12 protein-coding genes are annotated in these 12,099 nt (G+C 67.1%); 5 read left to right on the top strand and 7 right to left on the bottom strand.

The features are described from left to right. Positions 1-17 precede the first annotated feature (17 nt). The 3 genes from qcrA to AC1DB1_RS18120 all read left to right on the top strand — a co-directional run bounded on the left by qcrA (position 18) and on the right by AC1DB1_RS18120 (position 3,619). The gene (qcrA, locus tag AC1DB1_RS18130; protein ID WP_271176338.1) at positions 18-1,091 is read left to right on the top strand and encodes a cytochrome bc1 complex Rieske iron-sulfur subunit; all 1,074 of its coding nucleotides are present in this window, start codon (positions 18-20) and stop codon (positions 1,089-1,091) included. Then, positions 1,088-2,707 carry a cytochrome bc1 complex cytochrome b subunit gene (gene qcrB, locus AC1DB1_RS18125; protein WP_271176339.1) on the top strand — a complete coding sequence of 540 codons (1,620 nt, stop codon included), beginning with the start codon at positions 1,088-1,090 and terminating at the stop codon, positions 2,705-2,707. The genes qcrA and qcrB overlap by 4 nt, the downstream gene beginning before the upstream one ends. Before the next feature lie 99 nt (positions 2,708-2,806). Then, positions 2,807-3,619 (top strand): methyltransferase domain-containing protein, encoded by an 813-nt coding sequence (locus tag AC1DB1_RS18120; RefSeq protein ID WP_477201800.1) that lies wholly within the window; start codon positions 2,807-2,809, stop codon positions 3,617-3,619. Between the two features lie 156 nt (positions 3,620-3,775). Here AC1DB1_RS18120 and AC1DB1_RS18115 read toward each other — a convergent pair whose 3' ends face one another. The 5 genes from AC1DB1_RS18115 to AC1DB1_RS18095 all read right to left on the bottom strand — a co-directional run bounded on the left by AC1DB1_RS18115 (position 3,776) and on the right by AC1DB1_RS18095 (position 8,871). Continuing rightward, positions 3,776-4,198, bottom strand: coding sequence for a cytochrome c oxidase subunit 4 (locus AC1DB1_RS18115; protein WP_271176341.1), 423 nt, complete (start codon positions 4,196-4,198; stop codon positions 3,776-3,778). A 3-nt stretch (positions 4,199-4,201) separates the two neighbouring features. Continuing rightward, on the bottom strand, positions 4,202-5,953 hold the full coding sequence (gene ctaD / locus AC1DB1_RS18110) for an aa3-type cytochrome oxidase subunit I (RefSeq protein ID WP_477201799.1): 1,752 nt from the start codon (positions 5,951-5,953) through the stop codon (positions 4,202-4,204). A gap of 11 nt (positions 5,954-5,964) precedes the next feature. Further along, complete coding sequence (gene ctaC / locus AC1DB1_RS18105) at positions 5,965-6,852, bottom strand: aa3-type cytochrome oxidase subunit II (protein WP_271176343.1); 888 nt, start codon at positions 6,850-6,852, stop codon at positions 5,965-5,967. 155 nt (positions 6,853-7,007) lie between these two features. Beyond that, the gene (erpA, locus tag AC1DB1_RS18100) at positions 7,008-7,364 is read right to left on the bottom strand and encodes an iron-sulfur cluster insertion protein ErpA (protein ID WP_271176344.1); all 357 of its coding nucleotides are present in this window, start codon (positions 7,362-7,364) and stop codon (positions 7,008-7,010) included. A gap of 82 nt (positions 7,365-7,446) precedes the next feature. Then, positions 7,447-8,871, bottom strand: coding sequence for a M20/M25/M40 family metallo-hydrolase (locus tag AC1DB1_RS18095; RefSeq protein ID WP_477201798.1), 1,425 nt, complete (start codon positions 8,869-8,871; stop codon positions 7,447-7,449). A 41-nt stretch (positions 8,872-8,912) separates the two neighbouring features. Here AC1DB1_RS18095 and AC1DB1_RS18090 point away from each other — a divergent pair, with 41 nt between their 5' ends. Together AC1DB1_RS18090 and AC1DB1_RS18085 are read left to right on the top strand one after the other, a co-directional pair. Then, complete coding sequence (locus AC1DB1_RS18090; protein WP_271176346.1) at positions 8,913-9,509, top strand: DUF3043 domain-containing protein; 597 nt, start codon at positions 8,913-8,915, stop codon at positions 9,507-9,509. A 2-nt stretch (positions 9,510-9,511) separates the two neighbouring features. Continuing rightward, positions 9,512-10,459 (top strand): RNase H family protein, encoded by a 948-nt coding sequence (locus AC1DB1_RS18085; RefSeq protein WP_477201797.1) that lies wholly within the window; start codon positions 9,512-9,514, stop codon positions 10,457-10,459. A gap of 59 nt (positions 10,460-10,518) precedes the next feature. On the opposite strand, the gene AC1DB1_RS18080 is transcribed toward AC1DB1_RS18085, so the two are convergent. Together AC1DB1_RS18080 and nrdR are read right to left on the bottom strand one after the other, a co-directional pair. Then, positions 10,519-11,544, bottom strand: a complete 1,026-nt coding sequence (locus tag AC1DB1_RS18080) for a quinone-dependent dihydroorotate dehydrogenase (RefSeq protein WP_477201796.1) — start codon at positions 11,542-11,544, stop codon at positions 10,519-10,521. Positions 11,545-11,596: 52 nt separating this feature from the next. After that, complete coding sequence (gene nrdR, locus AC1DB1_RS18075) at positions 11,597-12,070, bottom strand: transcriptional regulator NrdR (protein WP_271176349.1); 474 nt, start codon at positions 12,068-12,070, stop codon at positions 11,597-11,599. Between the last annotated feature and the right edge of the window lie 29 nt (positions 12,071-12,099).

Below are 12,099 nucleotides of genomic sequence, written 5' to 3'. Positions count from 1 at the left end.
GCGTATGAAGGAGAACAATGGCACAGGACGATAACAGCGGTCACGAGCTGACCACTGCCAGCTCGTCAGCCGTCGACGTCCACCGGACGGGCGATCCCGGAACGGCGGTGATCATCCGCGACGAGGTCGAGAACCCCGGGTTCCCGCCGCACCGTCCGCGCGTCACCGATCTCGACCCGAAGAAGGAACGCCGGGCCGAGCGCACGGTCTACACGCTGTTCTACCTCTCGATCGTCGGCAGCGTCTGGGCGGTCGCCGCCTACATGGCCTTCCCGATCAACGACAACGACCCCGGCTCCGTGCGTCTGAACAACCTGTTCATCGGCATCGGGATCGCGCTCGCGCTGCTGGCCATCGGCATCGGCGCCGTGCACTGGGGCAAGTCCCTCATGCACGAGAAGGAAGGCGTCGACCTCCGCCACCCCGTCCGCGGCCGCGAAGCGACCACGGAACGTGCGGTGGAGATCTTCCGCCAGGCCGACGAGGAGTCCGGCTTCAACCGCCGCACCCTGGTGCGCAACAGCCTGATCGGCGCGCTCATCGCGTTCCCGCTCCCCGCCGTCGTGCTGTTCCGCGGACTCGCGCCGCAGAACCAGGACCCGGTCGAGCTGCTCTCCCAGACCATGTGGGCCAAGGGCGTCCGTCTCACGAAGGACCCGTCCGGAGTCCCCATCAAAGCGTCCGATGTGACGCTCGGTTCCGCCTTCCACGTGATCCCCGAGGGGCTCAACGAGAAGGAGGACCGACTCGAGCAGAAGGCCAAGGCGGCCGTCCTGCTCATGCGCCTCAAGCCCGAAGATCTCCATATCTCCAAGGGCCGTGAGAGCTGGAGCTACGACGGCATCGTCGCCTACTCCAAGATCTGCACGCACGTCGGCTGCCCCGTGGCGCTGTACGAGCAGCAGACTCACCACCTGCTGTGCCCCTGCCACCAGTCGCAGTTCGACATCACGCACGAGGCCGAGGTCATCTTCGGCCCGGCCAAGCGCCCGTTGCCGCAGCTGCCCATCATGGTGGATGCCGATGGTTACCTGGTCGCGCGCAGCGACTTCACCGAGCCTGTCGGCCCGAGCTTCTGGGAGCGTCATTGAGTACCACCACCGCCGCACCTGCCGCGGCAACGACCGAGGTCGCGAAGGGCGGATTCACCGCCGCCGCCGCGAACTACCTCGAAGACCGCACCAGCATCTCGGGCGCCGTCAAGGAGTTTGGGCGCAAGATCTTCCCCGACCACTGGTCGTTCCTGCTCGGTGAGGTCGCCCTCTACAGCTTCGTCGTCATCCTGCTGTCGGGGACGTTCCTGACCTTCTTCTTCCAGGCATCGATGGCCGAAGTCGTCTACCACGGCTCGTACGTCCCCCTGAAGGGCGTCGAGATGTCGGCCGCGATGTCGAGCACGCTCAACATCTCGTTCGAGATCCGCGGCGGCCTCCTGATGCGTCAGATCCACCACTGGGCGGCTCTGCTGTTCGTGGCCGCGATCGGCCTGCACATGCTCCGCATCTTCTTCACGGGTGCGTTCCGCAAGCCGCGTGAGCTCAACTGGGTGATCGGCTTCGTGCTGTTCATCCTGGCGATGGCCGAGGGCTTCACGGGATACTCGCTTCCCGACGACCTGCTCTCGGGCAACGGCCTGCGCATCATCGACGGTCTGATCAAGGGTCTTCCCGTGGTCGGCACCTGGATCTCGTTCCTGCTCTTCGGCGGCGAGTTCCCCGGTACGGCGATCGTCGGACGCCTCTACACGTTGCACATCCTGCTCCTGCCGGCGTTGGTGGTCGCGTTCATCGCGCTGCACCTGATGTTCGTGGTCATCCACAAGCACACCCAGTACGCGGCCCCGGGCCGTACGCAGGGCAACGTCGTCGGCTACCCGGTCCTCCCCGTGTACGCGGCGAAGGCCGGCGGGTTCTTCTTCATCGTGTTCGGTGTCATCGCGCTCATGGCGTCGTTCTTCACCATCAACCCGATCTGGAACTACGGTCCGTACGACCCATCCCCGGTCTCGGCAGGAACACAGCCGGACTGGTACATCGGCTTCGCCGACGGCGCGTTGCGTCTCGTGCCACCGGGCTGGGAGTTCGTCTGGCTGGACCGCACGTGGTCGTTCAACATCATCGTCCCGGTCGTGATCCTCGGACTGTTCATCGTCACCGTGATGATCTATCCGTTCGTCGAAGCCTGGGTCACCGGTGACAAGCGCGAGCACCACATCCTGGACCGTCCCCGCAACGCGTCGACGCGGACCGCGATCGGTGCAGCCGGTGTCACGTTCTACGCGGTCTTCTGGGCCGCTGCGAGCTCCGACATCATCGCGACGCACTTCAAGCTGACGATGGAAGGCGTGATCCACGCGCTCCAGGCTCTGCTGTTCGTCGGCCCGATCATCGCCTACGTCGTCACGAAGCGCGTATGCCTGGCGCTGCAGAAGAAGGACCGCAGCATCGCGCTCCACGGCTACGAGTCCGGTCGTATCGTCAAGCTGCCCGGTGGCGAGTTCATCGAGGTGCACGAGCCGCTCGACGAGTACGAGCGCTGGCGCCTGATCAGCTTCGAGACCTACCAGCCGCTCATGATCCGCCCGAACAGCCGCGGCAAGATCACGGCGGGCAACCGTTTCCGAGCCGGGATGTCGCGCTGGTTCTTCGAGGACCGCATCATCCCCCCGAGCAAGGGCGAACTCGAGTCCGGCCACGGCCACCACTGATCGAGTCCACCACGGTGAAAGCGCCGGCTGCGAGTTCTCGCGCCGGCGCTTTCGCGTATCCGCCGACTCGTCGGCGCTCCCCCGCCTGAAGGGCCCCGGATGAACATCGAATCGCTCGCGTCCTGGCTCCGCTGCCCCGCCTGTCTCAGACCCCTCGAGCCGATCGACGCGCTCACCCTCGGCTGCGACACCGGCCATCGGTACGACGTCAACAAGCGTGGCTTCGTGAACCTCGTCTCCGGCGGCACGAAGTTGATCGGCGACAGCGCCGCCATGCTGGATGCCCGCGACCGTGTGCTCGAGAGCGGCCTCTACTCCCCCATCACCGACGCTGTGCGCTCCGCCACTGCGGAGATCGGCGGCACGAGCATCCTCGACGCCGGCGCGGGCACCGGGCACTATCTCCGCGCCGCGCTGGAATCGTCGGCGGACGCGCGCGGGCTCGCCATGGACCTCTCCGCCCAGGCGGTGTCACGCGCCGTCCGCTCGTCGCCCCGCATCGACGGGCTGGTCGCCGACACCTGGCGCCCTCTGCCCGTCCGAGACGCCGTCTGCGAGGTCATCCTGGACGTCTTCGCCCCACGCAACCTGCCCGAGTTCCACCGCGCTCTCGCGCCCGGTGGGAGCCTCCTGGTGGTCGTTCCGCTGCCGGAGCATCTGGCCGAGCTTCAGGGCGACGCAGGGATGCTCGCGGTGCCCGCCGACAAGAGCGCGGAGATCGCCGACGCGGCGCGGCCGCTGTTCGAGCTGCGCAGCCGGCGCGCCATCCACGCCACCATCGCTCTCACGCAGGCGGTGGCGGAGTCACTCGTCGGAATGGGCCCGTCGGCGCACCACACGCGTTCCCACGGCGTGACTCTCCCGTCGGAGGCGACCCTGGCCGTCGAGCTGCTCCACTTCGCACGCGCCTGACCCTCCCCCGCAATCGAGTCCGAACTTGTTTCGTCGACACGCCGAGCGAAGAACGCAAGAATTTCGGACTCGATTGCGGGGGGTACGGCGAGCACACGAGAAAGCGCCGCATCCCGGAGGATGCGGCGCTTTCGTCGAGAGTCGTGCGTGGTGGGCCTAGCGGGCGAAGTACCCGCGGTAGTACTCGTAGGTCCAGCCGACGAGGCAGATCAGCGTGAAGGCCACGCCGATGTAGCAGATCCAGAAGCCGACGGCGAGGCCGAGCATCACCAGGCCGGCGCCGAACGCCAGCGCGACCGGCCACCAGCTCCACGGGCTGAAGTGCCCGAGCTCCGGGTCTCCGTCGTCGACGTTGGCGTCGAGGCGGTCCTCCGGCAGCTCACCGCCCTGCGATGCGTGGGAACGACCGACGTAGAAGGCTATGAACGCCGCCAGGATGAAGCTGAGCAGCAGCCCGACGGTGCCGACCCACTCGACCTTCTGGTGCATCGGGTCGAGGAGGCTCCACAGCGTGTAGACGATCGCCGACAGCAGGAAGAAGATCGAGAGGATCCAGAAGAGGATTGCATTGGCTCTCATGGGTTACTTGACCTCGCTCGTCTCGGCGTCGACAGTGGGCGCATCCGGGGCGTCTTTGGCCGGGCCGATCCCGATCGGGATGCCCGCCTCGGGGTGGTTCAGGTCGAAGGCCGGGGACTCGCTGCGGATACGCGGGATCGACGTGAAGTTGTGGCGCGGCGGCGGGCAGCTCGTGGCCCACTCGAGCGAGCGGCCGTAGCCCCAGGGGTCGTTGACCGTGACCTTGGGCGCATTGCGCGCCGTGAGGTACACGTTCACGAAGAACGGGATCATCGAGATCGCCAGGATGCCGGCACCGATCGACGACAGCTGGTTCATCCAGGTGAAGCCGTCAGTCGGCAGATAGGTCGCGTACCGTCGCGGCATGCCGATGACGCCGAGCCAGTGCTGCACCAGGAAGGTGGTGTGGAAGCCGATGAACAGCAGCCAGAAGTGCCACTTTCCGAGGCGGTCGTTCAGCATCTTGCCCGTCCACTTGGGCCACCAGAAATAGAAGCCGGCGAACATCGCGAACACGACGGTGCCGAACACGACGTAGTGGAAGTGGGCGACGACGAAGTACGTGTCGGACACGTGGAAGTCGAGCGGCGGCGACGCCAGGATGACACCGGTCAGACCACCGAAGGTGAAGGTGATCAGGAAGCCGATCGACCAGAGCATCGGGGACTCGAACGAGAGCGAGCCTCGCCACATCGTTCCGATCCAGTTGAAGATCTTCACACCGGTCGGTACCGCGATGAGCATCGTCATGAGCGAGAACCAGGGCAGCAGCACCGAGCCGGTGACGTACATGTGGTGAGCCCACACGGTCACGGACAGGGCGGCGATCGCGATCGTCGCGTAGATCAGCGTCTTGTATCCGAAGATCGGCTTGCGGCTGAACACCGGGAAGATCTCGGACACGATGCCGAAGAACGGCAGCGCGATGATGTACACCTCCGGATGCCCGAAGAACCAGAACAGGTGCTGCCAGAGCAGCGCTCCACCATTCGCGGGATCGTAGATGTGGGCGTCGAACACGCGGTCGGCGGCGAGGGCGAACAGCGCGGCGGCGAGCACCGGGAAGGCCATCAGCACGAGGATCGAGGTGACGAGAGCGTTCCAGGTGAAGATCGGCATGCGGAACATGGTCATGCCGGGAGCGCGCATCGTGATGATGGTCGTGATGAAGTTGACGGCACCGAGGATCGTTCCGAAACCGGACAGGCCGAGGCCGACGACCCAGAGGTTGCCTCCGATCCCTGGCGAGAACGTCGTACTCGAGAGCGGCGCGTACGCGAACCAGCCGAACGAGGCGGCACCCTGCGGGGTGAGGAAGCCGGCGACCGCGATCAGCGAGCCGAAGGAGTAGAACCAGTAGGCCAGCGCGTTCAGTCGCGGGAACGCGACGTCGGGCGCACCGATCTGCAACGGCATGAGCACGTTCACGAACCCGGCGAACAGCGGCGTCGCGAACATCAGCAGCATGATCGTGCCGTGCATCGTGAACAGCTGGTTGTACTGCTCCTTGGTCTGCACCACCTGCAGTCCCGGCTCGAAGAGCTGGGCGCGGATGATGAGTGCCATCACACCGCCGATGAGGAAGTAGATGAACGACGAGATCAGGTACATGTACCCGATGGTCTTGTGGTCCGTCGACGTGATGTAGTTGACGAGGATGTTGCCCTTGCGCTCGATCGAGCTACCGCCGAGAGGCGCTGGCGCCTTCGGAGCGGGAGCGGTCGTCGACGTCGGGGCCGGTGCTGTTGTCGTCATTCGTGGCTGCCCTACTCGTTACCCTTGGGTGCGCCCGTACCGGGCAGATTCTGATTGCGGTCGTACTCGGAACCGAGCTGACCCTCGAATCCCTGGTCGCGCAGGCTCTGGATGTGGTCGTCGTACGCCGACTGGGACACGATCTTCACGTTGAAGAGCATCGCAGAGTGGTACTCGCCGCAGAGCTCGGCGCACTTTCCGACGAACGTGCCGGTGCGGCCCGTCGTGGAGAAGTACATGTAGTTGGTCTTGCCCGGGATGATGTCTTTCTTGTAGAGCATCGCGGGGACCCAGAAGGAGTGGATCACGTCGCGCGAGTCGAGCTGGATCGTGATCGTCTTGTTCTCCGGCAGGTACAGGGTGGGGATCTCGCCCTCCTGCACGGAGCCGGGGGTGGCGCTCGCGTCGTCGGGCTGCGCCTGGATCCCCGGGTCGTAGACGTTGTCGGTGACGTAGTTGAAGTCCCACGCCCACTGCTTGGCGTAGACCTGGATCTTGAGATCGGGGTCGGCGTACGGCTTCTCGATGGCGTTCTGGTCACGCGCCGTGAAGGCGAAGAAGCCGAGCACCAGGATGAGCGGCACGATCGTGTAGAAGATCTCGATCGGCATGTTGTAGCGCAGCTGCACCGGGAGGCCGGTCTGGCCCGTGCGGCGGCGGTAGACGATGACCGCCCAGATGATGAGGCCCCAGACGATGACGCCGACGACCAGCAGAACGATCCAGCTGGTGACCCACAGGCCGGAGATGCGCTCGGTGTGGTTCGTGACGGGCTGCTCGCCCGCGACGAAGCCGGGCAGGAATCCGTTCAGCTGCGCCTGCGTGCACCCCGCAAGGACGATTGCGAGTGTCGCTGCGATCGGAATAGCAGCCCATCGGAGACGGCGATTGTGACGCACCGGTGACCTTTCGAATGACTCATGGACAGTTCACATTCAACTGTATTTGACCGTTACCACCCTACTCCGCCACACGCGCCGGAATGAACAGAAAGGACCGCCCGAGTGGGCGGTCCTTTCTGGTTTTTTGTGCTATATGACGCGGCGGAACCGGCTCAGTGGAAGGAGTCTCCGCAGGCGCAGCTGCCCGTCGCGTTGGGGTTGTCGATGGTGAAACCCTGCTTCTGGATCGTGTCCTCGAAGTCGATGGTGGCGCCGTCGAGGTACGGCACGCTCATCTTGTCGACGATGACCTCGACGCCCTCGAAGTCGACCGTCGCGTCGCCGTCGAGCATGCGCTCGTCGAAGTACAGCTGGTAGATCAGGCCGGAGCAGCCACCGGGCTGGACGGCGACGCGCAGACGGAGGTCGTCACGGCCCTCCTGCTCGAGCAGGCTCCTGACTTTGCCGGCTGCGGTGTCGGTCAGTCCGACCCCGTGGGCCTTGGTCGCGGTCAGCGTTGTGTCGGTCATGGCACTCCTCACACGGATGCGGTAGGGACTTCGGTGGAAATCTGGGACGATTCTACGTCGGAAAACTTCGAACGCAGTGTGATCATTCCGATCGCGCGTCGAGTCGCGCGAGCAGGAGGGCCTCAGCGAGGATCGCCCGCTTGAACACTCCGAGGTGCAGCGACTCGTTCGGGCTGTGCGCACGCGTGTCCGGGTCCTCGACGCCGGTCACCAGGATCTGCGCCTCCGGGAACTCCCGCACGAGGTCGGCGATGAACGGGATCGAGCCTCCGATGCCGGTCTCGACCGCCTGCTTGCCCCAGGCATCCGTCATGGCCCTCTTCGCCTCGGTGGCGGCCCATCCGGTGGTGTCGACGAGGAAGGGGTCGCCGGTGTCGACGTCGTCGATCGCGATGTGCGCGCCGAAGGGCGCGTTCGCCCGCAGGTGGCGCTCGAGCGCGGCGTACGCGTCGGTCGCGCGCTGGCCAGGGGCGATCCGCGCGCTGATGCGCACCGCGACGCTGGGCAGCAGGGTGTTCGATGCATTGGCGACGCTCGGGGCGTCGATGCCGGTGACGGTGATGGTCGGCTTCGACCACATCCGCGCCAGGATGGGGCCCGTGCCGATCGGCGTCACCCCGTCGAGCAGGGCGGCCTCCTCGCGGAACTGCTCCTCCGACAGAGCGGGCGGCTCGGTCGCGTCGTCGCGCTCGGTCAGACCGTCGACGGCCACCGACCCGTTCTCGTCGTGCAGGGTGGCGAGCAGCCGGACCATGGCGAGCATCGCATCCGGTGCCGCTCCCCCGTACATGCCGGAGTGCGAGGCGTGCGCGAGGGTGGAGACGGTCAACCGGAAGGTCACGTTTCCGCGTAGTGAGACGGTGAGGGCCGGCGTCTCGGTGTCGACGTTGTCGGAGTCGGCCACGATGATGACGTCGGCCGCGAGCGCCTCCTTGTTCTGTTCGAGGAAGTTCGCGAAGGAGCGGGAACCGAACTCTTCCTCCCCCTCGATGAAGACGGCGAGACCGAGATCGAAGTCCTCGCCGAGCCCGTCGACGAGGGCGCGAACGCTCGCCACGTGCGCCATCACGCCCGCCTTGTCGTCTGCGGCGCCGCGGCCGTACAGGCGGTCTCCGCGCACGGTCGGCTCGAACGGAGGCGTGTCCCAGTTCGCGTCGTCACCCTGCGGCTGCACGTCGTGGTGCGCGTAGAGGAGGACCGTCGGGCGGCCGTTCTTCGCCGCACGGGTCGCGAGCACGGCCGGCTGGCCCAGTTCGCCCCCATCGGCGACCGGCGCCTGCCGGATCGCGACGCTGTCGAACGCCCCCGTCGCCTCCAGGAGACCGGCGACGGCGGTGGCGCTGGCGGCGACATGCTTCGGATCGAAGGCCGACCACGAGACCGACGGGATGCGCACCAGCGTGGCGAGGTCGGCGATGGTCGACGGCATCCCCTGCTCGACGACGGAGCGCACGCGCTCCTCTGCTGCTGTGGGTTCGGTGGAGGGCGTCTGCTGATCGTTCGTCATGACGGTAATCTTAAGTGGACCCCACAATCGAAGGCTGACCGTTGGCAAAACGACAGAACGACCACGTGACCGAGGCTGCACAGCCCATCGCGGAGACCCCAGAAGAGACGGCAGAGCGCCTGCGCCAGGGCAAGGGCGCCCCGACGCCGACCCGCCGCGAGCAGGAGGCGGCCCGCAAGCGCCCCCTCGTGCCGGAAGACCGCAAGGAAGCGGCCAGGATGGCCCGCGCCAAGACCTCCGAGGCCCGCGAGAAGGCCCGCGTCGGCATGGCCGCCGGTGACGACCGCTACCTCACGGCGCGCGACCGCGGACCGCAGCGGCGTTTCGTGCGCGACTACGTCGACGCGCGCTTCAACATCGGCGAGTTCCTCATCCCCGTGATGCTGCTCGTGATCGTGCTCTCTTTCCTGCCCGGATACTTCCAGGTCTACGGCCTGCTCGCGCTCTGGGCGTTCTTCGCCATCGCGGTGATCGACTGCATCGTGCTCGGCTTCGTCGTGCGCCGTCGCCTCACCGCCAAGTTCGGCGAGTCCAAGGTCGAGAAGGGGGTGCGCTGGTACGCCGCCATGCGCGCCCTGCAGCTCCGCGTCATCCGCCTGCCCAAGCCGCAGGTCAAGCGCGGCCAGTTCCCCAGCTGACCGTGACGATCGTCGCAGCGGCCGACGGCTCCGCTCTGGGCAATCCCGGCCCCGCCGGATGGGCGTGGTACGTCGACGATGAGCGCTGGGCGGCCGGAGGCTGGCCGCACGGCACCAACAACCAGGGCGAGCTGATGGCTGTCGTCGACCTGCTCGAGTCGACGGCGCACCTCGACGAAGACCTCCGCATCCTCTGCGACAGCCAGTACGTGATCAACGCGGTCACCAAGTGGATGCCCGGCTGGAAGCGCAAGGGCTGGCGCAAGGCCGACGGTGCCCCCGTGCTCAACCGGGAGCTCCTCGAGCGCCTCGATCGCGCGACTCAGGGGCGTCGCTACACCTTCGAATGGGTCAAGGGACACGCCGGTCACGAGCTCAACGAGGCCGCCGACGTGCGTGCGCGGGGCGTCGCCACCGCCTATCAGAACGGCGACCCCATCCCGATCGGACCGGGGTGGCCCGACGGCCGCACCCGTGCCGACGAGCTGACCGGCGAAGTCCTCGAGCCGGCCGTGGTCCCGGCATCCGGATCGGACGCCGGCGCGGCAGCGGTCGCACAGACCGTCGAACTCGATCTCTTCGGCGACGATCTCGTCACCGACGAGTCCGATACCGACGTGGTCGCGCGGCTCGAGCGCGAACTGCTCGACCCGGCCGTGCGCGCCGACTCGTCGCGGGTCGCCGCCCTGTTGCATCCGGACTTCGAGGAGATCGGCCGCTCCGGGCGCCTCTGGGGACGCGATGCGACGGTGCAGGCTCTGGCGGCCGAGGACTCGGAGGCCGTCGACTTCTTCGAGCTCCTCGGCACCGAACGCCTCACCTCCGAGACGATCCTGCTGACCGCGCGCACCGCCGACTCGCGGGGAAGCACGCTGCGCAGCTCGCTCTGGATGCGTGCCAACAGCCGGTGGCGCCTGCGCTTCCACCAGGGGACGCCGGAAGCCGAATAGCGAGCCGCCGCGGCAGCGCCGCGACAGCGCCCAGGGTCGTGGCAGCGCCCAGCGTCGCGTCAGCGCGCCGAGACGAGCCCTCGGTTGATCTGGCGCGCCCAGAGCGGGCCGCGGTAGAGGAACGCCGTGTAGCCCTGCACCAGGGTGGCTCCCGCATCCAGCCGCGCCTGCACGTCGGCGGCGGTCTCGACCCCGCCGACGGAGATCACGCAGAGGTCGGCCGGCACCTGCGACCGGATGAGCCGCAGAACCTCCAGCGACCGGGCCGCGAGCGGGGCGCCGGAGAGACCGCCGGCGCCGGCCGCAGCGACGACGGCCTGGTCGGTGCTCAAGCCCTCGCGCGAGATCGTCGTGTTGGTCGCGATGATGCCGGCGAGGCCGAGGTCGACGACGAGCTCGGCGATCTTCTGCACCTGGTCGTCGGTGAGATCGGGCGCGATCTTCACCAGCAACGGAACCGGCCCGGCGACCCCCTTCACCGCGGTGAGCAGCGGGGCGAGCAGGTCGAGCTCCTGAAGGCCGCGGAGACCCGGCGTGTTCGGCGAGCTCACGTTGACCACCAGGTAGTCGGCGAACGGCGCGAGCACGCGCGCGCTCGCCAGGTAGTCGTCGGTCGCGTCGTCGACGGCCACCACGCGGCTCTTGCCGATGTTGACGCCGAGCACGGGGCGATGGGTCTTCGCCGACACGCGAGCGAGCCGGCCGGCCGCCAGACGCGCGCCGTGGTTGTTGAAGCCCATCCGGTTGATGACGGCACGATCCGGGATCAGGCGGAACAGTCGCGGCTTGTCGTTGCCCGGCTGAGCGATCGCGGTGAGGGTTCCGACCTCCACATGGCCGAATCCGAGCTGGCCGAGGCCGATCACCGCTTCGCCGTCTTTGTCGAAACCGGCCGCGACGCCGAACGGCGAATCGAAGCGCAGGCCGAGCGCGTCGACCGCGAGCGACGGGTCAGGACGCGTGAAACGTCGGACGAGCCGCCCCAATCCGAGGATCGGGAGCGCCTTGATCACGACGAACGCGAGATGGTGCGCGCGCTCCGGGTCGAGCTTCGACAGGACGAGGGTGAAGAGTGTGCGATACATGCCGGTGCAACATTACCGGCACGGCCGGGCCGATGATGGCCTCAGGCAGGTCTCATGCCTGCGCGTCGACCGGTTCTCCGTGGTGCTCGACCCGCAACTGCTGGATGGCCTCTTCGAAGTCATCGAGCGAGTCGAATCCCTGGTAGACGCTCGCGAAGCGGAGGAAGGCCACTTCGTCGAGGTCGCGTAACGGAGGCAGGATCGCCAGGCCGATGTCGTTCGCCTCGATCTGCGATGCACCCGTCGACCGGATGGTCTCCTCCACCTTCTGCGCCAGCACGGCGAGGTCGGAGTCCGTCACCGGACGGCCCTGGCAGGCCTTGCGCACGCCCAGCACGATCTTCTCGCGGCTGAACGGCTCCGCCACGCCGCTGCGCTTGATCACGCTGAGGCTGGCGGTCTCGGTGGTGCTGAAGCGGCGACCGCACTCGGGGCACTGGCGCCGACGCCGGATCGAGAGTCCGTCGTCGCTCGTGCGCGAGTCGATGACACGGGAATCCGGGTGGCGGCAGAAGGGGCAGAACATGGTGCGTTCATTCTATCGGGTTCGCGCGC

Source organism: Leifsonia sp. 10N434 (assembly GCF_056394405.1).
Note: the sequence above shows the minus strand (reverse complement) of the source record. Positions and strands in the feature narration are given on the sequence as shown.